Source organism: Nocardioides lianchengensis (assembly GCF_900101465.1).
GTDB classification, from domain to species: Bacteria; Actinomycetota; Actinomycetes; order Propionibacteriales; family Nocardioidaceae; genus Nocardioides; species Nocardioides lianchengensis.
Window position 1 is genome coordinate 50651 of the sequence record NZ_FMZM01000012.1, and the last position, 25174, is coordinate 75824.

Below are 25174 nucleotides of genomic sequence, written 5' to 3' on the forward strand. Positions count from 1 at the left end.
CTGGCACCGCGCGCCCAGCACCTCCGGAAGGCGCGCGACCCATGGCAGAGATTGCCTCCGCACTCGTCTCACTCATCCCGTCAGCACGGGGCTTCGGCCCCAAGATGGAACGCGAGATCGGCGGCGAGACCAAGACCGCCGGCAAGAAGCTCGGCATCGGCTTCGGTAAGACCTTCGCCGCAGCCGGCGGACTTCTGGCGGCTGCCGGCATTGGCTCCTTCCTGAAGGACTCGATCGGCGAGGCGCGCGAGGCTCAGAAGGTCGGCGCGCTCACCGAGTCGATCATCAAGTCGACCGGCGGGGCTGCGAAGATCAGCGCCGCCCAGGTCGGCGAGCTCGCGGGTGCGATCAGCGCCAAGACGGGTGTTGACGACGAAGCGATCCAGTCCGGCGCGAACCTACTGCTGACGTTCAAGAACGTCCGCAACGAGGTCGGCGAGGGCAGCAAGATCTTCAACCGCGCCACCCGCGCAGCATCCGACCTCTCGGCGGCTGGGTTCGGCGACCTGAATGGCGCCAGCAAGCAGCTCGGCAAGGCGCTCAATGACCCCTTGAAGGGCATCACTGCTCTCTCTCGGTCGGGCGTTACCTTCACCGAGCAGCAGAAGGAGCAGATCAAGACCCTCGTCGAGTCCGGCGACACCTTGAAGGCCCAGAAGATCATCCTCGGCGAGGTCGAGTCGCAGGTCGGCGGCGCTGCTGCAGCGTCTGCGACGGCCGGCGAGAAGGCTGGGGTCGCGTTCGGCAACCTGAAGGAGCAGCTCGGCACTGCGCTCCTCCCTGCCGTCGATGCGGTCGCGAATGCCTTCCTAGGCTTCGCGCCTGCTCTTTCGCGCGGAATTGAGCAGATTGGGCCGTTGTTCAAGAGTCTTACTCGTTCGGCGATGCCCTTGATTGCGGCCTTGCGAGACAGTCTTCAGCCAGCCATCGAACAGGTCTTCGGCTTCTTCCGCGCAAACCCGAAGGTCTTGGCTGTGGTGGCTGGCGGGCTGCTCGCGCTGGTGTCTCCGGTGGCCGCCGTGGCGGTCGGGCTCGCTCTGCTGTACGCAAAGTCCGAGACCTTTCGGGAGGTCTTCGCCAAGGTCATCTCTGGCCTGCAGGCCTTCGGCACTCAGGCCGCTCCAGCTGTTGGCAAGTTCCTGACGGGATTGAAGGACGCGCTTCTGCCCGTCCTGCGCACTGTTGGAACGACCTTCCAGTCGGTCATTCTGCCGGCGATCGTCTCATTCGCCGCCTACGTGACGTCCTCCCTACTGCCGGTCATGGCCCAGGTCTGGCAGGTCATCTCCAGCCGCGTACTGCCGATTGCGTCGTCGTTGGCCCAATTCTTCGTCGGCACTCTGGTTCCGGCCGTAGCTCGCATCGCGGGAGCGGTCGCCAGCAACCTGAAGCCGGTGTTTGACCAGCTGGTCGCGACGTTCCAGGCGAAGGTTCTGCCGGCCATCAGCAAGCTCCTGGCAACCTTCCAGAAGTACCAGCCGACCATCCAGAAGGTCATCGGCGTAGTTGTTCGCGTCATCGGCAAGGTGCTCGAGTTCGCCGCAGCGATCCTCGGCAAGGTCCTCCCCCCGGCCATCCGCTTCGCCGGGTTCCTGAGCGGCACGATCATCAGCGCTGTAGCCGGCGCCATCAGCGTCATCGCCAAGATCATCAGCACCGTCATCAACTTCGGGAAGACCGTCATCGACGGCGCCCGCAGGGTCGGCGAGTTCGCCAAGCGAGTAGGAAGCGGCGTCGAGAAGGTCGTCAGGTTCTTCATCGACCTTCCCGGCAAGGTGCTGAGGGCCATCGGCGAGCTCGCGACCAAGCTCTACAACGCCGGCACCGAGTTGATGTCCAAGCTCGCGCAGGGCATCAAGGACAAGGTCGAGGACGTTCTGAAGCCCGTCAGAGACGTGGCCGGCAAGATCAAGGACCTGTTCCCCGGCTCGCCTGTCAAGGAAGGGCCCCTTCGCTCGTTCAACGGCGGTCACGCTGGCCGCGAGCTGATGAACATGCTCGCGCGCGGCATCAGCTCGGGGGCGAATGTCGTAGCGCGAGAGTCGACGAAGGTCGCCGCTTCGATCCGCCGACTGTTGAGCAAGGGTGCGGACAGGGGCTTCATCAAGAAGCTGTCGGACGACCTGGTCATCGACTGGGCCAAGGTCGTTGGCCTGAAGGGCAAGAAGGCTGACAAGGCGTTCGACCAGATCCGCGATCGCCTCGAGCGGGCACTTGGTCGCCTGAAGGACTCTCTACAGAGAAAGATCGACTCGGTCCAGAAGACGCTCGATGACATGACATCGTTCGCGGCGTCGGTGTCGTCGGCTTTCAAGGTCGACCTGTTCTCAGGTTCACTCACAGACCTCTTCCGCAACGGTTTCGCGAACAACGCGACCCTGAAGGCCGTCATTGCTGGCTTCAAGAAGCTGGTGGGTGCCGGCTACGACAAGGGCTTTCTGTCTCAGTTGATCCAGTCGGGCAATGGGGCTCTGATCATCGAGCTCGCGAATGCCGACCCGAAGACCGTCGCGCAGGCCCAGGATGTCTTCGGGCAGCAGAGCCAGTTGACGAGTCAATTGGGCACGTTCGCCGCCGAGTTCAACTCTGGCCGCTCCTTCAAGGGCGTCGAGGACCGGCTGGACACGCTCAACGCACAGATGCGTGACCTGCCCAAGAACATCGGCCAGGTGGTCGGCAAGTCGCTCCGCAATGAGGTCGTCAAGGGCAAGCGCAACCAGCGGAAGGGGGGCAAGGCAGCGTGATTGCGAGGAAGCCTGCGAAGGTCGGTAAAGGGCGACATCATGGTCGGATGCGACGCGGCAGCGAGATGATCTTCTACCTGCTCGTCCCCTTGGTGGTCGGCTTCGTGTTTATTCTAGGGCTAGCACTGGGATGGATCGCAGGAGCGGACGCCGGATCGTTCGCGGATTGGCTAGCCGCTGTCTCGACCCTGGCGGCCTTCGCAGCAGCGGTCATTGCAGCTCGGTACGCCCATCGCGTGTGGCAACTGGAATTCGCCCGCGACGAACGATGGATCGCGCAGCAGCGCAGCGCGCAGGCATCACTAATTGCCGCATGGCCGGGGAGCGCAAGCTTCGGGCAGGGCCCCTGGATCGAACGCAGCGGCACCAGGGCCATAACTGGCATGGAGCACGTCCAGGTCTTCGTCCGTAACGCCTCACAGGTTCCCGTAACACGTGTGGAGGTGGAAGTGGTCATGATGCTCTCAAAGCCGTCGGGACCCCCGTTGCTGGTCGAGTTTGGGAGTGACGAGGTAGCGCGTGTGCTCGAACCCAAAGATCAGGCGCAGGCCCACTGGATCGAGGCGACCCACGGGAACCCGATCAACCTGGACACTCTGGTTCCGGGGGTTGAGGAGCACGACTATTGGTTCGAGGTCACCCTGACCTTCAAGGACTCTGGTGGTCAGAACTGGGTTCGCCTCCCCGACGGACAGCTTGTCCTCGCATGACTTAGCGATCGAACAAGTGTTCGACTAGCATCGGGCCATGCTCATGCGTGCGACGACCCGCCCCATCGACGACTCGAACGAATCCGGCACGGTCTACGACGTCGAGCGCCCCGACTACGACGCCTGCATCGCCGTCGTCCGCGCCGAGGTCCCCGCGGGCCACCGACTCCTCAGCGTCCAGGTCGACCGGGACTGACGATGCCGCGCCGCCACCCCGACCCGGACGGCATCACCAAGGCGCGGCTAAACGGGACAGCCACCCGCCATGTGCACTGGAACTCGCCGGTCGACGTCGCTGTGGCCGAGCTCCTCGAGATCGCCACCGAGCGGTCCAAGGGGTGTGCGTCGGTCCTCCGCGTTGACCTTCTCTCGGAGGTCGCTGGCTCGATGCTCGGCGCCTGGCAGGCTGACCCGATTAGGGCGTGGGCCGGCGAAGCTGCATCGAGGCTCTTGGTCGCGGCGGCCGGCGGCATCGATGCGGAGGTGGGCCAAGCCGCCGCGGCGGGAGGTCGTCGGGCGGATGGGCGGGCCTCAGCAGTAGGTACGGGTGGTACAGCCGCGGCTGCACCACCCGTTTCACCTGAAGTGGGCGGCTACCACTAACGCGATCTCAGAGACCGTTCTGGTCGGCGCCGTACTCAGCCTGCTTCTGGCTAAACCCCTCGAAGACCAGCTGGTCGATCAGGCCCGAGCGAGAGAAGGAACTCATCGACAGGTAGTTCTCGCCGGACGCCGCAGCCTGCTTCTTCCAGTTGGCCTTCTGAGCATCGACGCCGTACTTGGCGTCGGCGGCCGAGTAGCCCTCGAACTTCAGTTGCTTGATGAGACCAGAGCGCGAGAACGCGGACAGGTCGAGATAACTCTCGGCAGCTCGGCGCGCGTTCTCCTGCCCCTTGGTCTCCTTGGGCTTATCGCTCTTCTTCTTCTCCTTGGCCGGCTTCTCGGCCTTGGTGTTCACCTCGGCACTGTCGGCAGCGGTCGCGCTGTCGTCCTCAGGGATCTCGCAGGCAGTGACGCCAAGGGACAGGGTGGTTGCGAGCGCCAGGGCTCCGAACGTCGTTCTCATGAGCGAGACGGTAGGGGCGTGAGGAATTCCTTGACGGCGGTTCAGATGAAACTGGTTCTACTGGGTGAGACGAACCACCCGATAGGAGGATGGCGGTTCATTCGTCTGGGCATGATCGCGCCGTGAGCGACGACTCGGACTGGCTGACCTGGCCGCAAGCCGCGGAGCTCGTCGGCTGCCCTGTCCCCACCGTCGAGCACTACGCGCGGTCCGGCCGGATCGTCCGCCGGTCCGGCCAGGGGCGCCACGACGGCAGCCTCCAGCGACCTTCGGTCGAGGAGTTCGCCGTCTGGTGGCGTGAAAGGACCGAGGGGCTAGAGCGGCGCCGGCAGCAGCGCGAGGACCGGCGCATCCGCCCTCCCGAGCCCGAAGGCTGGATCCAAGCAACCGAAGCTGCCGAACGGCTCGGGTACGCGCACTCGGACCACGTCGTCTACCTCGCGCGGCAGGGCCGACTGGAGGCCCGCCAGGCGTCGCTCTCCCGGGCGTCGGTCGAGCGGTTTGGGCGGACCTTCGCCGCGCGACGCCGGTCTGGTACGGCCAGGAATGTCGGCGGGCTAGTGCACAGTTATGCCATCATCCCGATCGAGGAGGAGGTGTCCAAGAATGACGACGTGGCAACAGCCCATGGGTGGCGCGCAGAAGATGACCGCCGATGACGCCAAGGTAGCGCTCACGCGAGCAGTCTCCGGCTCCGGCTTCAGCTTGCAGGAGTTGCGACAGCAGGCGCGGAGCGGCCAGTTCGAGACGTTGCGCGCGCGACTGGCATGGATCGCCGTTAGGGCAATTGAGGGCAAATGAGGTACTCGGGGAGGCTCGCGGCTTCGCGGACATTCTCACGAGCGTTCTGAACTCCACAATCGCGACTGGCGTCCGGCTGTCTACGGTCGAAACAAGCCGCGGGGAGGTCCTGATTGGCTGTGGTGTGACCAAGCAGGACGTCACAGCTCGAGCCTTCCGCCTGAACCGCGGTGCGGACGGGCAAACGATCTGGATGCTTGTCTCCTATCGTCTTGCGCCAGACGAGGAACATGAATACCTCCAGGTCAACTCGTCGGTCATCGCGCTAACGGCGGATGAAGGCGGAGCCAGTGAGCTTCTGCACTTCGACTACGAGCGTGACAAGGCAGATAACTATCCCGAGGCACATCTCCAAGTCGTTGCGACGAGTCCCGCGTGGGAGGCCGTCTCTCCAAACCGCTCGCTTGGGCGCCTGCACTTGCCGGTGGGGGGCCGCCGCTTCCGGTTCACGCTGGAGGATGTCGCTGAGTTTCTCCTCCGAGAGGAGTTCGTGACCCCATCCTCGGGAGCATCAAGTGTCATTGACCAACATCGCGCTGAGTTCGAGCGGAACCAACTTTGTGCAGCTATCAGGAGGGATCCTGAGACTGCACGGGAGTTCCTCAACTCCCTCGAGTCTGGTGGCTAGGAGTCGTCATTTGGGCAGCGGGAAGTTCTCGTTAGTCAGCCCGCCGGCCGGCAGCTGCAGTTTCGCCCGCGCCTGCCCGGACCTGTGCGCGTTCCAGGCTCGGATGGTAAGCGCTAGCCCGACGGTCTCGTTGATCCGCCCGCCGCGCACGCGCAGACGGGTGATCCGGTCGCGCAGGTGCTTGATCGGGTCCTGAGCCCCGAGGTTCTCGCCGTCAGAGACGCGGGTGAGGAACCAGGTGGCCTGCTCGGCGTCGAGCTTCGCCATGAGGAAGTGGCAGAGCCCGTAGACCGACGCCGGCAGGGACTCACGTGACGCGAGACGGGCGGCGAGTTCAGCCGACGTCCTGACCTCGGGATGCCGCTCGATGAAGTCGGACATCTCCGTCGGGGTCGGCTTGATCGCGCCGGTGTTCGTCCGCATCCCGCGCTCCCACATCACAGCCCGACGGCACACGGCGGCCAGGGTCGAGGTGTTGTCCTCGCCGGCCAGCTTCAGCGCGTCCGAGTAGGACCGCTTCGCGCCAGCGTCGACCGTCGGCATCACGTCCGAGGACATGCCGCGCACGACGATCATCGGGACCGTGGCGTCTGCCTGGATGACCGCGGAGAGGCGGTGCTGGCCGTCGAGGAGCCGGCCATGGACGTCGAGCTTGATCGTCTCCCCGTTCAAGGCCCAATTGCCGCTCTCCATGTCTCGGGCGTAAGAGTCGACCACCGGCCGGCGGAGGTTCCGGTTGTTCGGGTTCTTCTGCAGCCAGGACTCGGCGAGGGCGGGCGAGACCTCGACGATCTCGACGGTCGGAGGAGTTGTTACATGTTGTTCACGGGCGGCCACGAGGGGCTCCTGTCGGGTGCGGGTAGCGGGGTGGGTAGACGCCCGCGCCGGGGTTGCTGCGTATCGCGGCGCGGGTGTCGGAACGTGGGGCCAGCCCGCCACGATGGGCGGGCTGCACGGTGGGGAGCGGCCAGGCGGGTAGATGACGTTCATCAGGCAGCCCCACCGAGCAGGTGGATCGCTGAGGTCTTCTCGTCCTCGTCGACTCCGAGGTAGTTCGCGGTCGTGGCGAGGTCCGCGTGCCGCATGAGCTCCTGCACGACGCGGAGGTTGACGCCCTGGCGCAGCAGCGAGGTGCCGAAGTAGTGCCGGGTGCGGTGGATCGACCCGGTCTCGATGCCGATCTCGCGGAAGTGACGGCGCACGGTGTTGCCGATCATGCTGGCCGAGACGTACTCGCGTCGCTGGAAAGGCGAGGGGAACCAGTAGTCACGTCGGGGGTAGGTCTCCGCGAGCTCCCACAGCAGGGGGTGCGTCGGGATGCTTGCCTGCACCCCACCCTTGCCGAGCACGCTGATCGAGGTACGGGTGACGTGCTCCCCGCGGATCTTCGCGATCTCGTGACACCTCAGCCCTGCGTAGGCGCCTAGCAGGAGCCATGCGCGCACGGTCGGGGTCGCCGACTCGATCGCCAGGTCCAGCTCGTCCGGTGTGAGCGGAGACGGCTTGGCGCGCGGTTGCGGTGCTCGGCGGATCCGTGTCATCGGGTTCTCGTCGACCGCCCCGATCTCGCTCAGCCAGGCATAGAGCGACCGCAGGTGGTTCTGGTACGTCTTGCGGCTCCAGCCCGTGTAGCCGGCCAGGAACTCCGCGACCACGTGACCCGGCACGACCCAGGTCCCCCAGAGGAGCAGGACTCGGGCGGCCAGGCACGTGCGGTCTCGGATGGTCTTCGCCGACTGGCCCTGCCCGAGGAGCCACAGGCGGTAGTCGTCGAGAGTCATCGCAGATCCTCGCGGTCTGCGAGGTGGATGAGCTGTGCGGCCAAGGACCGCGCCTCATCGGTCGTGAGGTCCAACCTGACCGAGTTGTGCTTGCGCTTCCCGGCGGGGATGTTCTTCCCGCGGGTGATCGTGCGGAGCTCGAGGACCAAGGTGGTCATGAGGGGGCCGGCCTCCAGCCAAACTCTCCAGCCGCCCTGCCCCGGACGGAACAGCCTGCCCGTGAGGTAGTTGCGGATGTCGTCGACCTGTCCGCCCAGGTCAACGCTGAGGTGCGTGCGTGCCTGGTCCGGCTCGCAGCCCTCGCGGAGCGCCTGCCGGTGGCCCTTGATGCCGCTCTCGCACCAGGGCGGGCAGTGCACGTCGACTCCAGCGACCTCGCCGCGTCGCTTCGTCATCGCGTGCCCAGGCGGAGGGTGGCCGACTCGGCGATGCCGGCGACCCACGTCGTGGCCGACGACACGTCCCGGGCGAGCTCCTGCAGCTGCGCGACCGTGGTCATCGCCTTGACCTCGTCCTCGTCGACGTAGAAGCGGACCTCGTACTCGCCGACGCGGCCGACCCGCTCGACGAGCGAGACGCAGACCGCGTTACCGAAGGTCCGCTCGTGCTGAACCTCGATCTCGCGGGTCTGAGGGTTGAGAAAAATCTCGTGCTCGATCGGCGCGGCGGCGTGCGTGCACCCCGTCGGGCACAGGGGCAGGGTGATGCCGGGGATGGTCTCGATCTGGGATGCTGTGGTCATGGCGTTCGGTGCCTCCTGAGCACTGGATGTCTAGGCCTCGGGCCAGCGCTGCGAACGCTGGATCGGGGCCGTTTCTGGTTCCAGGAGGACTTCGAGCCGTTGGACACATATTGGACACGCGGCCAAATGCAAGAAGGCTCCTGATCTGCGTTTCCGCAGGTCAGGAGCCTGTTGTTGCTGGTGGGCGATACTGGGTTCGAACCAGTGACCTCTTCGGTGTGAACGAAGCGCGCTACCACTGCGCCAATCGCCCCTGTGGTGCGGCGGGAACTCTAGCCCATCCCGACCCGGCGCTCCCAAACGGGGGCGAACCGATCGGCGCTCCCGTGCGTCACAGGGATCATGACTTCCGCTGTCTCTGTGAGCCACGACGTGCTGCTGCGCTGCGCGACCCCGTCCGGCCGTCGTACGACGCTCGCCGCCACGCTGGCCTACGCCGAGCTCGACCCTTACGCCGTGCGGGTCGTCTTCCACAGTCCCCACGACGACGTCGCCTGGCTGGTCGACCGCGAGCTGCTCATCGCGGGACTGGAGGTGGTGGCCGGGGACGGCGACGTCCGGGCGCGGCCCGTGGCGGCGGGGATGATCGAGCTCCGGTTCCGCTCCCCCGCGGGCAGCCTGGTGGCCCTGCTCCCCCGGACCGACCTGGACGTCTTCCTGGCCCGGACCCTCGACCTGGTCCCGCTCGGCGAGGAGCGGATCGACGCAGACGAGCTGCTGGTGGCGCTGCTCGCCTCAGAAGCCGAGTAGCTCCGGCTCCCGCGACGCCCAGACCTGCCTCACCTCGCGGGTGACCGGGCCGGGCGCGGGCAGCTCGCGGTCGTCCCAGCGGCTCACGCCCTGGACGTCGCGGACCGTGCCGGCGAGGAAGACCTCGCTGGCCCGCTCGCGCACGTGGTCGAGCGGCTCGTCGAGCTCGCGGGCGCCGTACCACTCGAGGACCAGGGCCCGGGTCACGCCCGGGAGGCAGCCGGTGGCGAGGGTCGGGGTGCGGAGCTCGCCGTCGACGACGTAGAAGACGTTGGCGGTGGTGCCCTCGCAGAGGTGGCCGGCCAGGTCGGCCAGCACCGCCTCCCCCGCGCCGCGCTCGCGGGCGTGGGCGAGCGCGAGGACGTTGTCGGCGTACGCCGTGGCCTTGAGCCCGGCCAGCGGGCTCCGCTGGTTGCGCGGCCACGGCGCGGTCACCACCGTCGTCGTGGCGGCCTGCTCCCCCATCGCTGCCGCGGTCACCGCCGTCTCGCCGGCCCCGGTGCAGGTGATCCGCAGCCGACCACGTTCCAGGTGCTCGGCGGCGAGGGCCGCGGCGACCTGGCGTCGTACGGCGTTCGCGTCGAGCGGGAGACCCACCGCGGCCGCCCCGCGGGCCAGCCGCTGCAGGTGGAGGTCGAGCGCGAACGGCCGTCCCCCGACGACCTTGACCGCCTCGAAGACCCCGTCGCCCGCCGCGACCTGCCTGTTCACACCCGTCACTCTAGGAGTCAGGACGCCCTCCCTTCGGCCTGTGGCAACACACCCGTAACCCGGATTTGGCACGCCCCAGAGCGTGGGCTACTGTTCTCACGCACTCAGGGCCACGGCCCAGGGGGCAAGCGGACATAGCTCAGTTGGTAGAGCGCAACCTTGCCAAGGTTGAGGTCGCGAGTTCGAGTCTCGTTGTCCGCTCGGAGAGGTCTCTCTCTTGGTTTGACCTCCTAACGGTGGAGTGGCCGAGAGGCGAGGCAACGGACTGCAAATCCGTCTACACGGGTTCAAATCCCGTCTCCACCTCGGGCGATTGGCGCAGTGGTAGCGCGCTTCCTTGACACGGAAGAGGTCACTGGTTCAAACCCAGTATCGCCCACCAGAGATCGAAGGCTCCTGAGCTGCGGAGACGCAGATCAGGAGCCTTGCGGTCCGAGTCATCGTCACCACTCGGTCGTCCCCGCGTCGGTACTCATGAGTCGTGCTCGTCGCGGTCCCTCGTCTGATCGATACCCGCACCGATGGCCACTCTGATCGCGACGCCTGCCCCCATAAACACGAGAGCGCCCGCGTCGGCCTCCCCTGCCGAAGCGGGCGCGCTCTCGCATTCCGGGTCAGAAGCGATCCGTGAGTGGCGCGCGATGCAGGCGGCGATCAGTGTCGCGGTCGTCGGACCGGGGTATACGAGCGCGGGTGACGCATAGCACTCTGGGAAGCGACCGGCTCGTTCTCCGCACTCCGCACAGCGAAGGCCTTCTCCTGCGGCACCTGCTGACGCGAGACGGGTTCGCGATCGAGGGCCCATCGCCGTCGCCCGCCAATCGCCTCTCCGTGCTTCACGTGGCGGTCGAGAGCGAGGGCCGGGCCGCCCGCGTGCGAGAGCTCGTCAGCCGTTGGGCCCCTGGGACCACCTACGTCGTCGAGGGCGTCGCTACGGGCGCCGCCTGACGGACGACCGACGCGTCCGGGTGGGCGGGGAGTCCGCCCCGCCCAGCTCGGACCGGGCCGAGGCGCCGCCGGCCCGAAGGACGCTAGGTCAGATCCTTGCGCAGGTGCACGTCCCGGACGCCCGCTCCTTCATCGAGGAAGGTACGACGGGCGCCGGCATCGTGGCCGTACACCCGCAGGTGCACGTCGCGGACCCCCAGCTCGTGCACGTGTCGCCGCAGCGCTCCGAGGAACGACGGCGTCAGCCGCTGGCCGCGGTGCTCGGGGAACAGGTCGAGGGTGTTGCCGTAGAAGTCCAACGCGCCGTCGCGCTCGACCAGCGTCGCCCAGGCCCGTCCCACGGCGACCCCGTCGACGGTGCCGGTGATCAGCAGCTCGCCCGGGGGCGGCGGCACGTCGCTCAACCGGACCAGGCGGGCCTCCATCTCGCCCAGGCGCGAGCTCTCTCGATCGACGACACCGGCGCGCGCCATCCCGGCCCGCAGCTGCTCGGCCACGTCCGCGACGAACACCGCCCGCTCGTCGTCGTCCATCGGGCGTACGGCGACCCGGCGGTCCTCCTGCAGCTCGACCGCGGAGGCGGGGTCGAGCCGCTTGCCCACGGTCGTCATCGTCGCCCGGAAGCCCGCGGCGCCGAACACGCTCGCCAGCTCGGGCGCGACCGCGGTCGTCAGCGTGGTGACGCCCCGGGCGCGCACGTGCGCCTCGAGGGCGGCGATCGCCGCCGCCCACGGTCCAGGGGCGTCGCGGAGAAGGGTCGTCTGCAGGACCCGGACCGCGCAGCGACGCCGACCTGCCTCGTCGGCGTACTCGAGCAGGGCACCGCCGACGGCGACCTCGTCGACCGTCAGCGTGACGGCCTCGAGCTCGGTCGGCCCGGACGGCTCCGGCAGGGGTGTGCCGGACGCCGCCCGGGACGCGCGCCACTCGTCCAGCTCGGTCCCGGGCATCGGATCAACCCGGGCGGTGCTCACCGGAGCCGGCGCGCGTTCGACTTCGAGGCCGTCACGCGCAGGCTGGAGAGCAGCTTCACGTAGTAGCGGGTCACCTGGCTGCCGTTGCGGTCGCGGACGCTCAGCGAGGTGTCGCCGTCGTCGTTGAGCCGGAGGGTCTTGACCGGGCGCCAGCTCCCGCCGCTGGACCGGGCGAAGACCCGGACCCGCTCGCCCGCCACCGACGGCGGGCCGCTGATGCGCAGCCGGTCGGCCCGGGCGCCGTTGCCCGACCCGGCGAGCCGGAGCTTTGCGGTGCCCTTGCCCGAGCCGAAGTCGGCGGTCGCGTCGACCCTGTCCGCGAGGCCACGAGCGGCGACGCGCAGCTGGCCGCCGGTCTCGGTGGGCCGGCCGCGCTCCGCGAGGTCGTCGACGGTCACGGCGAAGGTGCCGTCGGTGTCGGTCGTCACCGCACCGGAGAGCCTGCGCGCGCCGTCGAGGAGCAGCGCGGCGTCGGCCTGCGCGCCGGGGACGAGCTCGGTCCCGCGTGTATAGCCGAGGTCGACCGTGCGGCCGGCCAGCGGCTCGCCCTCGACGGACAGGGTGCCGGCGTACCTGATCTCGGTGCCGGAGGCGGCCCGGCCCTTCACGGGCGTGAGGCCGAGCACGGCGTCACCGGCCACGAAGGTCACCGGCTCGACGGGCTGGCCGCCCGCGCTGGCCGGGGTGGTGAAGGCGAGGGTGTACTCACCGTCGGTGCCGCTCGGGTCGAACGGTACGACGAGCCTGCCGTTCGCGTCCGTGCTGCCCTGGGCAAGGGCCGGCGGCTCCTGACCGGTCCGGAACAGGCGGTACTCCAACTCCTCGGCGGCCGCCATCGGGCTGCCCTCCTGGTCGAGGACCTGGAGCGCGATGTCCCCGGCGGCGTACTCCCGGTCGTCGAAGACGGGACCGTCGGCGAGCACCGCCCGCGTGCTGGTCGCGACCGGCTCGTACGCCGGGGTCTCGACCGGCGCCGAGACGACGTCGACCCCCTCCTCGAAGGCGTCGACGTCGGTGCTGTTGGCGTAGTAGGTGGCCGCCGAGCTGTTCGGCTGGGTGACGGTGACCTCGCCGGCGGCATCGGTGTAGCCGACCAGCGAGCCGTCGGAGCTGCGGCGCACCTCGGCGCCGGCGATCCGGTCCTCGTCCTGGTCGCCGACCGCCAGGGTGAACGTCGTGGCCTGCGAGGAGGTCGAGAACCCCGACGCGAGGAAGACCTGGCTGATGGTCTGCGCCCTCAGGACGACGGGCTTGACGTCGTCGCTGTCACGCTCGGCCCGCACGGCCAGCGTGTCGCCGGCCTCGGCGTCGAACGCGGTGATGTCGAGGACGCCGTCGAACTCGCCGCCCGGGAAGATCTGGTTGCCGGTCTCGGGGATCTTGACCGGGGTGGCCTCGACGGCGGCCGCGATCTGACCGCGGAAGGCGCCGTCCGCCGAGTGCCACACCGACAGCTCGACCGCTCCGTCGTTCGCCGACGTGGTGCCGTCAATGCGCAGCGTCGTCGGGAGCGGCGTCGACGTGGTGTACGGCGGCGCGAAGAAGTTCGCGTCGGTCGTGCTGCTGGAGCCGGTCTGGAGGCCGACGCTGTTGACCCCGGATCCGGGGCCGCTGAGCTCCACGGAGTTGCGGGTCGAGTACGTCACCGTCGGGCCGCCCGCGGTCTCCGTCGTCGCCACGGCGCGCAGCGCGATGACCTTGTCCACCTGCTCGGGAGCCGGGGCCCACAGCAGCGTCTCGTAGCCTGACTCGCTCGTCGCCGTGCCGGTGACCTGGACCCACCCGGGGTCGAGGTCGCCGGCCGCGGGGTCGGCGTTGTACTCGAACGTCACCGCGGCCTGCTGGTCGACCTTCTCGGCCGTGAGCGCGATGGTGCCGTCGGCGGCCCCGTCGGACCGGGTGGACGCGACCGCGTCGTACTGGCTGAGCAGCCGCACCCCGGGTCCGTCAGCGGCGAGGGCCGGCGGGGCCGTCACCGCGAGTCCCGTGATCGCGAGTGCGCTGACCGCGCTGATCGCCAGTCCCTGACCGAGCTTGCTGAGCTGCATCGTCACCCTCTGGTGCTCCGTGCCCGTGTCTCCGGTGACCGGGCAGCCCGGCCGACCCTAGGCGTCCGTCGACGGGCGCGCGGACGAATCGAAGAACCCCACCCCTTCGGGGCCGCCGGCCCGACGGGCTCGCGGAGGGTCTCGGTCGTCAGCGGAGCTCCCGACGAATGACCGGTGGGTCTGCCGGGCACCGATGTCGCATGCTCTCCCTCACCTACCTGAGCTCCTCGACCCACCTGATGTCGTCGGCGCAGCTCGTGGAGATGCTCGAGGCGATCCGCCCGCGCAACGTCGAGCGCGGCCTGACCGGAATGCTGCTCTACAGCGGCGGCAACATCATCCAGACCCTCGAGGGTCCGGACGAGACCGTCCTGAGGACGTACGACGCGATCAAGGCCGACCGGCGCCACTCGGGAATCCTCGAGGTGCTCCGCGACACGATCGACGAGCGGGCGTTCCCGGACTGGTCGATGGGCTTCACCGACCTGAGCGGGGTCGACGTGGCCGAGCTGGACGGGTTCAACGACTACCTGCAGCTGCCGACCGACCGGCCCGACGTCGGCGAGCGCCAGGTCGAGACGATGCTGCGGGTGTTCAAGCAGCACAACCGCTTCTGAAGGTCCTGGAGCGGGTGCTGCGGTCCCAACTCGGGCCCCACGGGGAGAGAACCGTCCGGGACCGCAGCTGGCCCCGACCTGGAGCACCGGGAAGTCGCCCGGGCGCGACGCTCCTCCGGGCGCGCGCCCACTCCCCCTGCTCCGGAACCGGTCCGGGCCGACGCTGATCCTAGACAGCGCCTGGGAAGAGCCCCTCGCCGACGCCGGTCGTCCACGCCGCGGGACGACACCGTCAGACCCAGGTGAACCGGCGGCCCTCGACCGCGTCCGGGACCAGCTCGACCACCTCGGAGGCCACCTCCAACACCCACGGCCGCGCCTCGGGTACGTCGGGCGGCCGCTCGGCCGGCTCCAGCCAGCGCAGGTGGCCGCGCGCCACCACCGACCAGGCCTCGTGCTCGCCGCGCCAGTCGATCTCGAGCGCGACGTCGGAGCCCAGGGCCGCGGCCAGCAGCTTGTTCCCGGATTGAGTGCGCACGTGGACGACCCGACCGGACGTCGCGTAGTCGATCGGGACGATGTGCACCTCGTCGACCAGCCGGTAGGCGAGCCGCCCGAACGACTCGTCCTCCAGCAGCGCCCAGCACTCCTCGGCCGTCATCGTCCCGGCCTCGCCCAGGACATTCACGTCCGCACCCCGCCCGCGCCCTCCAGCACCAGCCCCGGGACGACGGCCGACCGACCGGGCGGCACCACCCGGACCGGGCAGGCGGACTCGCGCAGCACGGTGCGAGCCGTCGAGCCCAGGTGCACCGCGGCCGGGAACCCGTGCGCGCGCCGGACCAGGACCAGCTCGTCGACCTCCTGGGACGCGGCCACCAAAGCGTGGGCCGGCTGGTCGTGGACCACCCGCAGCTCGACCACGACGTCCGGGTACGACGTCCGCCACTCGGCGACGGCGACCTCCAGCTCGCGGCGGGCCCGGGCGTCCCACCCGTCGACCGCGGGACGGCCGGCGACGCCGTCGTCGTCGTACTCACTGGGGAGCCGCCAGGCATGCAGCACCAGGAGGCGGCTGCCCCGGGCCTGCGCCACGGAGAACGCCTCGCCGAGCAGGTCGAGCGCCTGCGCGGGCTTCTTGACCGCGGCCAGCACCACCCTGTGCCCGGCGCCGGACCAGCCCTCGGGCACGGAGACGACCGGCGTGGCCGCGGCGGCCGCGACCCCGGTCGAGGTGTTGCCCGTGAGCAGCCGGCCGAGCAGCGGGCGCCGGTCGGCGCCGACGACCAGCAGCCGGGCGCCGCGGGCATCGGCGACCAGGGACGCGACCCGGGTGCCGTGCCGCAGCACGGTCCGCACCGGACCCTCGTCGACCCCTGCCTGCGTCAGCGCCGAGCGGAGCACCGCCCGGCCGCCGTCGGCGATCTCCTGCAGGGGCAGCGGGTACGCCGCGGCCGCGTAGTCCGGCAGCACGTGCACCACCCGCAGCGTGCCCTCCGTGCGCCGGGCCTCGGACCGCGCGTAGCGCAGCGCGTCGATGCTGGCCGCCGAGCCGTCGACGCCGACCACGACGTCCGCGCTCCCGACCTTGGTGTCCGCCTTGCCCGCGATCATGTTCGTGGTCATGTCGACCTCCCGGATCAGCACGAGGAGGGTTCCTCGTATCTCCATCGTCCGGCGCTCGGACCGTCCGGGTCAGGGCCGGACGCCACCGGTCGGCAGGCCCTTGGACCCGGTCCGGCGGGGGCCCGGGACGTGCACCCGGTGGGCGTCGACCGGCGTGCTGAGCAACACCGGGCAGCGGGCGTCGCGTAGCACCGCCCGCGCCACCGGACCGAGGCGCGATCCGCCGGGGAGCAGCGGCTCGTGGCGACCGAGGACCACCAGGTCGGCGTCCGTGGACGCCTCGATCAGGGCCTCCCCCGCGGGCCCGTGCACCACCCGCACGTCCACGGGGACGTCGGGGTGCCATGCGCGCAGGCTGGCCGTGGCGCGCTCGACCTCGGCCGCCACCTCCTCCGGGTCGCGAGCCGGACGCCACCACGACGCCAGCAGGGTCAGGGCCGCGCCCCCCGCCCGGGCCGCGGCGAACGCCTCCACGAGCGCCTCGCCCCCGTTGGCGCCCTCGTCGACCCCGACGACCACCCGAGGCCCGGCGGTACGCCGTACCCAGTCGTCCGGGACGGCCAGCACGGGCGCGGGCACCCGCGCGGCGGCGACACCCGTCAGCGTGCGCACGTAGGGGTGCCCGGCGTACGACGACCGCCCGACGACCAGCAGTGCGGCGTCGACGGCCGGTCCGGTCAGGACCGCGGTCGGGGAGCCCGGCACCGTGCCGGCGGTGACCGGCACCAGGCCGGCGACCGCCGCGTCCGCGTACCGACGGGCGGCGGTGAGGACGTCGTCCGGCGCGGGGTCCGTCGTGGCGTGCAGCAGGTGCAGGCGGCGGTCCCGCCGGACGGCCTCGCCGGCGGCGTGGGCGACGGCGGCCCGCGAGCCGCTGCGGCCGACCGCGACGACGACGGGCGGGGACAGGACGGTCATGGCGTGCTCCGATCTCTCGCGTCACCACGCTCACCTCCCCGCGGCCGACGGGGCCAGGGACGAACGGCCCGGGTCAGCAGGCCGCCGGTCCCGATCACGCCCTCGACTAGTCGACCCTCCGGTACGCCGGCCGCTGTAGCGGGTCCCATCCGGTCCCGAGCCGGCGCCCGGTGAGCTCCCGCCACCCCAGCCGTACGACGACCTCGCGCTCCCCCGGCGCCCACGGCCGGACCGGCCGCCCCTGGTCGGCCGTCGCCGCCGACCCGGCGGCGACGACCTCGAGCGGACCGCAGGCCTGGACGCTCCACCCGACCTGGTCGGCGTGGTCCAGCCCGTCCACCTCGAACGCCGCCGGCTCGCCGGACCGACCGTCGAGCAGCTCCGCGAGCGCCGAACCCACCCGGGTCCGCATCAGGACCGCGTCGCCGACGACCGTGTAGTTCATCGGCTGGATGCGCGGGCCGTCGTACGCCCAGAACGCGAGACGGCCGACTACGCCGCTGGCGAGCAGCGTCCGGCAGTCCTCCGGGTCCAGGACGATCTCGGCTCTCTCGACCCCAGCGTGGCGTCGGCTGCGGCCGGACGGACAGGGCCCTTCGTCCCCCTGCTTGGGGGCGATCGGCCGTGGGCGGGGCCCGGCGACCGGAGAAGGCTGGCCGCATGAGCACACCTGCCGGTCGCGCCCTGGTGGCGCGCGAGTCCCTGTTCGGCAACACCGCCCGCCTGGCCACCGCGGTGGCCTGCGGCCTGACCCGCTCCGGTCTCGAGGTCGACACCGTCGACGTCGGCGCCGAGTCCGAGGGCCGGCCGCCGATGCCGGTGGCGTCGTACGACCTGCTGGTGGTCGGGTCGCCGACCCACGCGTTCACCCTGAGCCGGGCCAGCACCCGGGCGGAGGCCGTCGAGCAGGGCGCCCCCGCCGAGCGGGCCGGGCGCGGGATGCGCGAGTGGCTCGCCGAGCTGCCCGCCGAGGTGAGCGGGCAGCGGGCGGCGGCGTTCGACACGCGGCTGGCCCACCTCCAGCACCTGCCCGGGTCGGCGTCCGCCAAGGCGACCCGGGTGCTGCGCCGACACGGCTACCGGACCGACGAGCCGATCTCGTTCTATGTCACCGACGGGGTCGGGCCGCTGCTCGAGGACGAGCTGGCCCGCGCCGAGACCTGGGGCGCCTACCTCGGCATCCGCCTGCGCTCCGACGCCGTCGCGAGCTGAGGACGGGACCGTGACCACCGCGTCGCTGCACCGGGCCGAGGCCCACCGGGACCCGGGCCGGCCGCACCGGCGGGTCACCGTCGGCGTGCACGACCGCTGCGGCTGCCCGGGAGCGGTCGCCTGGGCCGCCGCCGAGGCGCACCGCACCGCCGCCGACCTGGCGCTGCTGGAGTGCGTGCCGGTGCACGACCCGGCCTGGGACGACCAGCCATTGGCCGTGCAGCGCGCGGTGCTGCGCCGGCTGCTGCTCCACGCGCCCCTCGGCGAGGCGCCGATCCTGGAGCGCGCCGTCGGGCCGGTGGTCGAGGGCCTGCTCACCGCCTCCCGGCGCAGTGAGCTGCTGGTGCTGGGCCGCGGGCGCGACCTCAGTCCGGTCGTGCTCCAGGTCGCGCTGCGGGCGCCCCGGCCGGTGGCCGCGGTCCCCACCACCTGGATGCCGTACGACGTCCCCGCCACCGCTCCGGTCCTGCTCGGCCTCCCGGGGCTGCAGCCGGACGGCCAGGGACTCGCCGCGCGGGCGCTGTCGTACGCCCTGGTGGCTGCGCGGCGTCGCGGCGTCGGCGTGCACCTGGTCGCGGGCTGGGAGCCGTTCGCGACCGGCACCGGCCGGGACCGGGCACTCCGCGTCTTCCGCCGGCGCGAGCAGCTGGTCGCCGACGCGGTCCGGGCGGTGACCCAGGTCTACCCCGAGGTGCCCGTGCGCGTGTCGGTCCCGGTGGGCGACCTGGCCGCGGAGCTGGTCCGGCTCTCGGCGCACGCCCGCGCGGTGGTGCTGCCCCCGGTCGCGCCGCTGGTCGCGACCTGCCTGCCCCGCACGGCCGGCCCGCTGGTGGTCGTGCCGTGACCCGACCCCCGAGCCGATCCCCCAGGAGGACGACATGCTGGTGACCGACGTGATGACGCGCGAGGTGGTGACGGTGCGGCGTGACGCCACCGTCAAGGAGACGCTGGGCCTGCTGGCGTCGTACCGCGTGACGGCGCTGCCGGTCGTCGACGACGACGGGCGGCTGGTCGGGGTGGTGAGCGAGGCCGACCTGATCCGCGAGTCGGTGCCGAGCGACCCGCGCACGCACCTCGGCCCGCTCCCCGCCGCCCCACACCCGCCGCGCCGCGTCGACGAGGTGTTCACCCCGCGCCCCGTCACCGTGCGCCCGTACGACGACCTCGCCGTGGCCGTCGAACTGATGACGACCACCAGCGTGAAGAGCCTGCCGGTGGTCGACGAGCTCGGCCGGGTGGCAGGGGTGGTGGCGCGCAGCGACGTCGTCCGGATGCTCGCCCGCGCCGACGGCGTGATCGAGGCCGAGCTCGACGACACCTACCGCTCGCTGGGTCACCCCGACTGGCTGGTCACCGTCACCGACGGGTCGGTGGAGGTGGTCGGGCCGATGGGCGGCGGCGAGCGGTCGCTGGCCGAGGTGGTCGCCCGCACCGTTCCGGGGGTGGTGGAGGTACGGGTCGGGTGAGGCTCAGGAGATGACGGCGTCGATCGTCTTCTTCAGCGCACTCGGCTGGGCCGGGCTGCGCGGCGCCTTCTCGCGCGCGGCCGCCATCTCCGCCCCGATGCGGCCTCCTGGGTAGACCTGTGGGTACCCGGAGGGGTCGCGCCCCGACGCCACCCCGACGGGTGACGGCGCGCCTCTAACGGGTGAGGACGGCCTCCCGGAGCCGACCCGTGGGGTAGCGCCGCAGCCCGGGCACCTGACGGCGAACCGGGTCGAACGGCAGCGGCTCGGCGTCGCGGGCCCCGTCGAGGCGGAGTACGGCGAAGGCGTGCCAGGAGCCGGCGGGCCGACGCCAGGACAGCACGTGCGTGTTCGGGCCGAGCGGCTCGGCCCCGAGCACGACCGGCCCGGTGTCGGTCTCGTAGGGCACCGGCGTGGCCAGCACCCTCGACCGGCGGGTGGAGACCAGGACCAGGTCGCCGTCGCCCGCGGGGGCGTGCACCCGCACCCCCAGGACCCGACGGAGCAGTCGGCTCCGGAACACCCGCGCGTCGGCGACGTCCTCACCCTCCTCGTCGAGCCACGCCACTCCGGTCGGCTCAGCCGAGCCGCCTCGGATGAGCCGGGCCTTCCGGGTCCGGTCGGTGGTGCGGGGGTCCATGACTGCCTCCTGGGTCGCGAGCGGGGCTGCCGGGGTACCCCGGTCGCGCTGGATCGACCCTCCTCCCTGGGGAGGAACCGGACGACCCAGTTCGAACACATGTTCTATCGTTCGTCCATGCGGGACCGCGTCACGGGCACCAGGGGCTACACCGTGCCCCAGCACGTCTGGGTGTGCGTGACCGGTCGCTGGGCCGAGCGGTCCCCCGGCCTGCTGCTGGAGTGGCGTCGCCGAGGCCACGACTGGGAGGCGCTGGCGGTCTGGGTCAGCGGTGGCGGCGTCCGCGCCTGGGACGTCCGACAGGGCTGGGTCTCCTCCGCCCACGTACGGCGGCGCGAGTGACGATCCCCCCGGGGGGTGATACGTCGGGCCGAGGTCCGGCGTACCGTCGACGACATCGGCGCGTCCAGCGCCGCACGTGGCCGGAGGTCACATTGCTCCTCGTCCAATCCCCCGACGTCCCACCCGTCGCCCACTTCTCCCTCAGCGGTGACCTGGACGTCTTCGGCGCCCTGGCCCTGCGTCGCAGCCTGAACCGGGCCGCCCACCTGACCTGCACCGACCTGCGTGTCGACCTGAGCGGGGTCGAGTTCGTCGACGCCTCCGCCCTGGGGGTCATGGCCCGCACCTGGCACGACCTGGAGTCGGAGCCCGGCACGACCGTCAGCCTGGTCCGCACCAACCGCCAGGTTCGCGAACTGCGGGCCGCGACCGGTCTCGGCGGTCGGCTGCCCGACGTCGCGCGGAGCGCGCTGCCGCAGCACGCCTGAGCCTCACGCCCCAGGCAGGGTCATCTCGAAGACCGTGCCTCGGCCGGCTGGGTTGTCGTAGGCCCGGATGGTGCCGCCGTGCCGGGTGACGATCCGGCGGCAGATGGCCAGGCCGAGCCCACTGCCGTCGTACTCGCGGTGGTGGGCTCGGTGGAACTCGGTGAAGACCAGCTCGTGCTCCCCGGCCGGCAGGCCGATGCCGTTGTCGGCGACCGCGACCCGGACCAGGTCGCCCTCCCGCTCGCCCGACACCTCGATCGCGGGAACGGTGCCGGGGGCGACGTACTTCAGGGCGTTGCCCAGCAGGTTGTCGAGGAGCTGGCGGACCAGGACCGGGTCGACGCACACGCTCGGCACCGCCCCCCGGCAGGAGATCTGCTCGTCGGCGCCACGCGCACGGGCGACCTCGCCGACGACCGCGGCCAGGTCGACCGGGACCACCTTCAGCTCGCGGTCGCGCGACTCGGCATGGGCGAGCAGGTCGTCGATCAGGTCGCGCATCCGCGCCGAGGAGGAGCGCACCCGGGCCACGAACTGCCGGCTCAGGTCGAGCTCGAGCTCGTCGCGCTCGAGGTGCTCGTCGATCAGGTCGGTCCAGCCCTCGATCGCGGCCAGCGGGTTGCGGAGGTCGTGGGCCACGACCCCGGCGAAGGCCAGCAGCTCGACCCGCTGGTCGTGCTCGGTCGTGGCGTCCCGGAACAGCACCAGGACCCGCCCCCGGTCGCGACGGCCGTCGCGCGGCAGCGGCGTCGCGGAGACCTCGAGGATCTGCTCGCCGTCCGTGCCGACCACGAGCTCGAGCCCGCGGACCAGGTCGCCCCCGAGGGCGCGCCGCACCGCGTCGCGCAGCCGCGAGGCGACCTCGCCCTCCGACCCGAGGGCCGGTCCGTCGCCGATCACCGCGGCGGCCGCCTCGTTGCGGAACCGGATCTCGCCCACGTCGTCGACCACCGCGATGCCGGAGTCGATGGTGGCGACCACCGCGTCGAGGAGCCGCGCCTGGTAGACCGCGTCGGCCTCGGCCGTCCGCAGCTCGTCGGTGAGCCGCCGGCTCTCGTCCCGCCCGGTGGCCAGGGCCAGGCCGATCACGATCGTCGAGACGACGTACAGCTGGGCGAGCAGCGCGGGGACACCCGGCTCGTCGACCGCCACGAACGGGCCGATGTCGTCGAGGGTCGCCACCACGACCACGATCCCGGTCAGACCCGTCTGGACCGCGAGGACCAGGGTCGGGAACCGGGTGCCGAACCAGACCGTGGCGGCCACCAGCACGAAGGCCAACGACAGCTCGCCGAAGCCGAAGGTCACGGCGTGCACGACGATCGTGAAGATCGAGGCGACCACCAGCTCGGCCGGACCGCCGGAGCCACCCGCCAGCACGGGCGGGCGCGGCCGCGGGCGGGCCAGCCGCTCGGCCACGAGCAGGCCCGGGGCGGTCACCACCAGCGCTCCGCACAGGTTGCGCCCGAACCACAGCGCCAGCGTCACCGGCTCCGGGTCACGCCCCAGGACGGCCAGGCCGAGCGTCCCCACCCCTGCGCCGGCGGCCATCGCGAGCGCGATCGCCGCGACCAGGAGGGCGAGCATCCGCGGGTTGTCGAGCGGCCGGGTCCCGCCCGCGCCGTACAGGTCGGGGCACCAGCGGCGCAGCAGCGCGGCCGCCAGCAGGGTCTGCCCGACGGTCGTCGCCGTCACGAGCGCCGTCTCGGGTCCGCCCGTGCCGGTGAGCGCGAGCACGGTCGCCGCGGCCACCGCGAGCAGCGGTACGTCGATGCTCCGCACGCGGACCCGGCGGAGCAGGAACCACAGCAGCGGCAGTCCCGCCGCCGGCCAGACCAGCGACAGCGACGTCCCCTCGACGAGGAGAGCCCGGCCGAGGAGCCCGGCGGCGACGTACAGCACCGCGCAGCCGACGGCCACGGCGGACGATCGCACCCGGCCCGACGTCATGCTCCCCCTGAGATCCTCCCGAGACCCCAACGCCGTACGAGCTGCTGCGAGACGACCCTAGCCGTCGTCGGCGGCGAGGTCCTCGCCGTGGGTGCCCGGGCGGGGCGCCCAGGGCAGCTCCTTCGCCGGGCGTACGACGACCAGCCGGTCGCCGCGCGCGAGCAGGGTGACCACCGGGTCGAAGTAGCGGTAGACCTTCTCGTCGCGCACCACGGCGATGACCTGGTCGGGCAGCGACTGCGGCTGCTTGCCGACCTCGGAGACCAGCAGGTCGCGCTCGGCGACCTCGAGCCCCTCGCCGTAGGTCAGCAGGTCCTCCATGACCGACCCCAGGGTCGGCGAGAGCGAGGAGAGGCCGAGCAGCCGGCCGACCGCGTCCGAGGAGGTGATCACCGAGTTGGCGCCGGACTGCTTCATCAGCGGCGCGTTCTCCTGCTCGCGGACCGCGGCCACGATCCAGGCGTCCGGGTTGAGCTGGCGCACGGTCAGCGTGGCGAGCACGTTGGAGGCGTCGCTGTCGGTGGTGATGATCACCTGGTCGGAATCGGCGACGCCGGCGCGGCGCAACACCTCGCGGCGGGTGGCGTCGCCGGTGACCACGGCCAGCCCGTCGGCGTGGGCCTCCTGCAGCGCGACCCCGCTCGGGTCGACGATGACGACCGACTCGCGCTCGAGACCGTTGTTGACCAGCGTCTCGACGGCGCTGCGGCCCTTGGTGCCGTAGCCGATGACGACGACGTGGTGACCCATCTTCTTCCTCCAACGAGCGACGCGGAACATCTCCCGTCCCTGCGAGGCGAGGACCTCCAGGGTGGTCCCGATCAGGAGGACCAGGAAGGCGATGCGGGCAGGGGTGACGATGAACGCGTTGATCAGCCGGGCGCGGTCGCTGACGGGCGCGATGTCGCCGTACCCGGTCGTGCTGAGCGTGACGGTCGTGTAGTAGATCGAGTCGATCAGGTTGACCGAGCCGTCGGCGTTGTCGCCGTACCCGTCGCGGTCGAAGTAGACCAGCAGCACGGTGCCGACCAGGATCGCCAGCGCGGCGAGCAGCCGGCGGCCGAGCTCCCACCACGGCGACCGGGCCCGGTCCGGGAGGGCGACGAGGCCGACGCGCCCGGTCGGGGCTTCGGCGGAGACGGAGGGCACGCTGCGCAACCTACCGGTCGCGCGTCGTCAGGTGACGCAGGCGCTGCACCAGCTCCAGGCGCGCCTTCGTCGTGGAGCTCTGCGGGAAGACCGTGTCGAAGGCGGCGTTGACCGCGGCGCCGATGAGGACGGACAGCGAGACGATGTAGAGCCACAGCAGGACGGCGATCGGTGCGGCCAGCGGGCCGTAGATCGATCGGGAGTCGGCGGCGGTCGCCTGGAGCACCCAGCGCAGCACGTAGGACCCGACCACCCAGGCCACCAGCGAGAAGGTCGCGCCGGGCAGGTTGAACGACCAGTTGGTCCGGACCGGCACGGACACGTGGTAGAGCGTGGCGAGGAAGCAGATGCACAGCACCACCACGACCGGCCAGTAGAAGAACAGCACCGCGTCGGCCCGGTCGGGCACCCAGTGCTCCAGCAGCGAGGGGCCGATGACCATCAGCGGGATGGCCACGATGCCGGTCACCAGGGCCAGGACGTAGAGCACGAACGACAGCGCCCGGGTCCGGATGATCCCGCGCTCGCCACCCAGGCCGTGCATGATCGTGATGGTGTCGACGAAGACGTTGAGCGCCCGCGAGCCCGACCACAGGGCCAGCACGAAGCCCAGCGAGATCACGTCGAAGCGGCCGCCGCGCAGCACGTCGTTGAGCGTCGGCCGGATGACCTCCTGGACGGCCCGCTCGGTCAGCGCCCGGGACGAGAGGTCGAGCACGGCCTGCCGGATGTTCTCGATCTCGGTCGGGCTGAACTGCTGGGTGACGTAGCCGATCGCTCCGGCCAGCGCGAAGACCAGCGGCGGCACCGACAGCACCGCGAAGAACGCCCCCTCGGCCGCCAGCCCGGTCACCCGGTAGCGCAGGCAGGACCCCACCGTCGCCACAACGAGGCGCCACAGGGTCTGCCCGAACCGGTGCCACCAGGTCCTCCCGGTCGCCGGCGGCGCCGTGCTGTCGGGGGTGGCCATGCCGCTTACGGTA

General features: G+C 71.1%; 28 protein-coding genes and 4 tRNA genes. 15 read left to right on the top strand and 17 right to left on the bottom strand.

All coding sequences use genetic code 11. The features are described from left to right. The first annotated feature begins 41 nt into the window (after positions 1-41). The 3 genes from BLT76_RS20030 to BLT76_RS25885 are packed head-to-tail and all read left to right on the top strand — an operon-like array spanning position 42 to position 3650. Positions 42-2744 (top strand): phage tail family protein, encoded by a 2703-nt coding sequence (locus BLT76_RS20030; RefSeq protein ID WP_090860079.1) that lies wholly within the window; start codon positions 42-44, stop codon positions 2742-2744. A gap of 47 nt (positions 2745-2791) precedes the next feature. Beyond that, positions 2792-3454, top strand: a complete 663-nt coding sequence (locus BLT76_RS20035; RefSeq protein ID WP_090860080.1) for a hypothetical protein — start codon at positions 2792-2794, stop codon at positions 3452-3454. Between the two features lie 37 nt (positions 3455-3491). Next, complete coding sequence (locus BLT76_RS25885; RefSeq protein ID WP_170867167.1) at positions 3492-3650, top strand: hypothetical protein; 159 nt, start codon at positions 3492-3494, stop codon at positions 3648-3650. A 414-nt stretch (positions 3651-4064) separates the two neighbouring features. Here the strand turns inward: BLT76_RS25885 and BLT76_RS20040 are convergent, their stop codons facing one another. After that, positions 4065-4520, bottom strand: a complete 456-nt coding sequence (locus BLT76_RS20040) for an Ltp family lipoprotein (RefSeq protein WP_090860081.1) — start codon at positions 4518-4520, stop codon at positions 4065-4067. Between the two features lie 122 nt (positions 4521-4642). Between BLT76_RS20040 and BLT76_RS20045 the strand changes: the two genes are divergently transcribed. Together BLT76_RS20045 and BLT76_RS25450 are read left to right on the top strand one after the other, a co-directional pair. Then, a complete protein-coding gene (locus tag BLT76_RS20045) occupies positions 4643-5179 on the top strand; it encodes a hypothetical protein (RefSeq protein WP_090860082.1) in 537 nt (178 codons plus the stop codon). Between the two features lie 266 nt (positions 5180-5445). Continuing rightward, the gene (locus BLT76_RS25450; RefSeq protein WP_139175714.1) at positions 5446-5949 is read left to right on the top strand and encodes a hypothetical protein; all 504 of its coding nucleotides are present in this window, start codon (positions 5446-5448) and stop codon (positions 5947-5949) included. Between the two features lie 6 nt (positions 5950-5955). On the opposite strand, the gene BLT76_RS20050 is transcribed toward BLT76_RS25450, so the two are convergent. The 5 genes from BLT76_RS20050 to BLT76_RS20070 form a co-directional block, all read right to left on the bottom strand. Then, on the bottom strand, positions 5956-6786 hold the full coding sequence (locus BLT76_RS20050) for a hypothetical protein (RefSeq protein ID WP_090860083.1): 831 nt from the start codon (positions 6784-6786) through the stop codon (positions 5956-5958). 152 nt (positions 6787-6938) lie between these two features. After that, the gene (locus BLT76_RS20055; protein WP_090860084.1) at positions 6939-7730 is read right to left on the bottom strand and encodes a tyrosine-type recombinase/integrase; all 792 of its coding nucleotides are present in this window, start codon (positions 7728-7730) and stop codon (positions 6939-6941) included. Further along, a complete protein-coding gene (locus BLT76_RS20060; RefSeq protein WP_090860085.1) occupies positions 7727-8089 on the bottom strand; it encodes a hypothetical protein in 363 nt (120 codons plus the stop codon). The genes BLT76_RS20055 and BLT76_RS20060 overlap by 4 nt, the downstream gene beginning before the upstream one ends. Before the next feature lie 32 nt (positions 8090-8121). Beyond that, the gene (locus BLT76_RS20065; protein ID WP_090860086.1) at positions 8122-8472 is read right to left on the bottom strand and encodes a hypothetical protein; all 351 of its coding nucleotides are present in this window, start codon (positions 8470-8472) and stop codon (positions 8122-8124) included. A gap of 178 nt (positions 8473-8650) precedes the next feature. After that, positions 8651-8725: transfer RNA gene (locus BLT76_RS20070), tRNA-Val, on the bottom strand. Between the two features lie 107 nt (positions 8726-8832). On the opposite strand from BLT76_RS20070, the gene BLT76_RS20075 reads away from it, so the two are divergent. Further along, entirely contained in the window at positions 8833-9222 is a 390-nt protein-coding gene (locus BLT76_RS20075; protein WP_170867168.1) for an SsgA family sporulation/cell division regulator, read from the top strand. Here BLT76_RS20075 and BLT76_RS20080 read toward each other — a convergent pair. Further along, a complete protein-coding gene (locus BLT76_RS20080; protein ID WP_244509502.1) occupies positions 9208-9933 on the bottom strand; it encodes an aminotransferase class IV in 726 nt (241 codons plus the stop codon). The genes BLT76_RS20075 and BLT76_RS20080 overlap by 15 nt on opposite strands. 128 nt (positions 9934-10061) lie before the next feature. On the opposite strand from BLT76_RS20080, the gene BLT76_RS20085 reads away from it, so the two are divergent. From BLT76_RS20085 to BLT76_RS20095, 3 genes are all read left to right on the top strand, one after another. Beyond that, positions 10062-10134, top strand: a tRNA-Gly gene (locus BLT76_RS20085). A 34-nt stretch (positions 10135-10168) separates the two neighbouring features. Then, positions 10169-10239, top strand: a tRNA-Cys gene (locus BLT76_RS20090). 1 nt (position 10240) lies between these two features. Beyond that, positions 10241-10315 (top strand) — tRNA-Val (locus tag BLT76_RS20095). Between the two features lie 649 nt (positions 10316-10964). On the opposite strand, the gene BLT76_RS20105 is transcribed toward BLT76_RS20095, so the two are convergent. Further along, the gene (locus BLT76_RS20105; protein WP_090860089.1) at positions 10965-11831 is read right to left on the bottom strand and encodes a hypothetical protein; all 867 of its coding nucleotides are present in this window, start codon (positions 11829-11831) and stop codon (positions 10965-10967) included. A gap of 20 nt (positions 11832-11851) precedes the next feature. Beyond that, positions 11852-13909, bottom strand: coding sequence for a hypothetical protein (locus tag BLT76_RS20110; protein ID WP_090860090.1), 2058 nt, complete (start codon positions 13907-13909; stop codon positions 11852-11854). A gap of 194 nt (positions 13910-14103) precedes the next feature. Between BLT76_RS20110 and BLT76_RS20115 the strand changes: the two genes are divergently transcribed. Continuing rightward, on the top strand, positions 14104-14520 hold the full coding sequence (locus tag BLT76_RS20115; protein WP_170867169.1) for a BLUF domain-containing protein: 417 nt from the start codon (positions 14104-14106) through the stop codon (positions 14518-14520). A 232-nt stretch (positions 14521-14752) separates the two neighbouring features. Here the strand turns inward: BLT76_RS20115 and BLT76_RS20120 are convergent, their stop codons facing one another. The 4 genes from BLT76_RS20120 to BLT76_RS20135 form a co-directional block, all read right to left on the bottom strand. Beyond that, the gene (locus BLT76_RS20120) at positions 14753-15148 is read right to left on the bottom strand and encodes a pyridoxamine 5'-phosphate oxidase family protein (protein WP_211753101.1); all 396 of its coding nucleotides are present in this window, start codon (positions 15146-15148) and stop codon (positions 14753-14755) included. Further along, complete coding sequence (locus BLT76_RS20125; protein WP_170867170.1) at positions 15145-16107, bottom strand: universal stress protein; 963 nt, start codon at positions 16105-16107, stop codon at positions 15145-15147. Before BLT76_RS20125 ends, BLT76_RS20120 begins: the two co-directional genes overlap by 4 nt. Before the next feature lie 48 nt (positions 16108-16155). Next, entirely contained in the window at positions 16156-17004 is an 849-nt protein-coding gene (locus BLT76_RS20130) for a universal stress protein (RefSeq protein WP_090860093.1), read from the bottom strand. A 106-nt stretch (positions 17005-17110) separates the two neighbouring features. Further along, positions 17111-17674 carry a pyridoxamine 5'-phosphate oxidase family protein gene (locus BLT76_RS20135; protein WP_090860208.1) on the bottom strand — a complete coding sequence of 188 codons (564 nt, stop codon included), beginning with the start codon at positions 17672-17674 and terminating at the stop codon, positions 17111-17113. Between BLT76_RS20135 and BLT76_RS20140 the strand changes: the two genes are divergently transcribed. Genes BLT76_RS20140 through BLT76_RS20150 form a run of 3 tightly spaced genes read left to right on the top strand, consistent with a single transcriptional unit; the run spans position 17665 to position 19682 of the window. Next, positions 17665-18216, top strand: a complete 552-nt coding sequence (locus BLT76_RS20140) for a flavodoxin family protein (protein ID WP_090860094.1) — start codon at positions 17665-17667, stop codon at positions 18214-18216. The genes BLT76_RS20135 and BLT76_RS20140 overlap by 10 nt on opposite strands. A 10-nt stretch (positions 18217-18226) precedes the next feature. Beyond that, positions 18227-19060 carry a universal stress protein gene (locus tag BLT76_RS25890; protein ID WP_090860095.1) on the top strand — a complete coding sequence of 278 codons (834 nt, stop codon included), beginning with the start codon at positions 18227-18229 and terminating at the stop codon, positions 19058-19060. Positions 19061-19094: 34 nt separating this feature from the next. Beyond that, positions 19095-19682 carry a CBS domain-containing protein gene (locus tag BLT76_RS20150; RefSeq protein WP_090860096.1) on the top strand — a complete coding sequence of 196 codons (588 nt, stop codon included), beginning with the start codon at positions 19095-19097 and terminating at the stop codon, positions 19680-19682. Positions 19683-19857: 175 nt separating this feature from the next. Here the strand turns inward: BLT76_RS20150 and BLT76_RS20155 are convergent, their stop codons facing one another. Beyond that, positions 19858-20322: a hypothetical protein gene (locus BLT76_RS20155; protein WP_090860097.1), complete on the bottom strand. Its 465-nt coding sequence runs from the start codon at positions 20320-20322 to the stop codon at positions 19858-19860. 117 nt (positions 20323-20439) lie between these two features. On the opposite strand from BLT76_RS20155, the gene BLT76_RS25895 reads away from it, so the two are divergent. Continuing rightward, positions 20440-20664 (top strand): hypothetical protein, encoded by a 225-nt coding sequence (locus BLT76_RS25895; protein WP_170867171.1) that lies wholly within the window; start codon positions 20440-20442, stop codon positions 20662-20664. 92 nt (positions 20665-20756) lie between these two features. Continuing rightward, complete coding sequence (locus BLT76_RS25900) at positions 20757-21092, top strand: STAS domain-containing protein (RefSeq protein WP_170867172.1); 336 nt, start codon at positions 20757-20759, stop codon at positions 21090-21092. A 3-nt stretch (positions 21093-21095) separates the two neighbouring features. Here BLT76_RS25900 and BLT76_RS20165 read toward each other — a convergent pair whose 3' ends face one another. The 3 genes from BLT76_RS20165 to BLT76_RS20175 are packed head-to-tail and all read right to left on the bottom strand — an operon-like array spanning position 21096 to position 25161. Beyond that, positions 21096-23042: an ATP-binding protein gene (locus BLT76_RS20165; protein ID WP_090860099.1), complete on the bottom strand. Its 1947-nt coding sequence runs from the start codon at positions 23040-23042 to the stop codon at positions 21096-21098. A 57-nt stretch (positions 23043-23099) separates the two neighbouring features. Continuing rightward, positions 23100-24191 (bottom strand): potassium channel family protein, encoded by a 1092-nt coding sequence (locus BLT76_RS20170; RefSeq protein WP_090860100.1) that lies wholly within the window; start codon positions 24189-24191, stop codon positions 23100-23102. Positions 24192-24201: 10 nt separating this feature from the next. Next, on the bottom strand, positions 24202-25161 hold the full coding sequence (locus tag BLT76_RS20175; protein WP_090860101.1) for a YihY/virulence factor BrkB family protein: 960 nt from the start codon (positions 25159-25161) through the stop codon (positions 24202-24204). Positions 25162-25174: the final 13 nt, after the last annotated feature.

Bases quoted from the DNA above. Each gene is read 5' to 3' on its own strand.
- BLT76_RS20140 (WP_090860094.1), top strand. From the start codon at position 17,665: ATGAGCACACCTGCCGGTCGCGCCCTGGTGGCGCGCGAGTCCCTGTTC.
- BLT76_RS20035 (WP_090860080.1), top strand. From the start codon at position 2,792: ATGCGACGCGGCAGCGAGATGATCTTCTACCTGCTCGTCCCCTTGGTG.
- BLT76_RS20115 (WP_170867169.1), top strand. From the start codon at position 14,104: ATGCTCTCCCTCACCTACCTGAGCTCCTCGACCCACCTGATGTCGTCG.
- BLT76_RS20175 (WP_090860101.1), bottom strand. From the start codon at position 25,161: ATGGCCACCCCCGACAGCACGGCGCCGCCGGCGACCGGGAGGACCTGG.
- BLT76_RS25885 (WP_170867167.1), top strand. From the start codon at position 3,492: ATGCTCATGCGTGCGACGACCCGCCCCATCGACGACTCGAACGAATCC.
- BLT76_RS20155 (WP_090860097.1), bottom strand. From the start codon at position 20,322: ATGGACCCCCGCACCACCGACCGGACCCGGAAGGCCCGGCTCATCCGA.
- BLT76_RS20105 (WP_090860089.1), bottom strand. From the start codon at position 11,831: ATGCCCGGGACCGAGCTGGACGAGTGGCGCGCGTCCCGGGCGGCGTCC.
- BLT76_RS20165 (WP_090860099.1), bottom strand. From the start codon at position 23,042: ATGACGTCGGGCCGGGTGCGATCGTCCGCCGTGGCCGTCGGCTGCGCG.
- BLT76_RS20055 (WP_090860084.1), bottom strand. From the start codon at position 7,730: ATGACTCTCGACGACTACCGCCTGTGGCTCCTCGGGCAGGGCCAGTCG.
- BLT76_RS20130 (WP_090860093.1), bottom strand. From the start codon at position 17,004: ATGACCGTCCTGTCCCCGCCCGTCGTCGTCGCGGTCGGCCGCAGCGGC.
- BLT76_RS20150 (WP_090860096.1), top strand. From the start codon at position 19,095: ATGCTGGTGACCGACGTGATGACGCGCGAGGTGGTGACGGTGCGGCGT.
- BLT76_RS25895 (WP_170867171.1), top strand. From the start codon at position 20,440: ATGCGGGACCGCGTCACGGGCACCAGGGGCTACACCGTGCCCCAGCAC.
- BLT76_RS20040 (WP_090860081.1), bottom strand. From the start codon at position 4,520: ATGAGAACGACGTTCGGAGCCCTGGCGCTCGCAACCACCCTGTCCCTT.
- BLT76_RS20065 (WP_090860086.1), bottom strand. From the start codon at position 8,472: ATGACCACAGCATCCCAGATCGAGACCATCCCCGGCATCACCCTGCCC.
- BLT76_RS20030 (WP_090860079.1), top strand. From the start codon at position 42: ATGGCAGAGATTGCCTCCGCACTCGTCTCACTCATCCCGTCAGCACGG.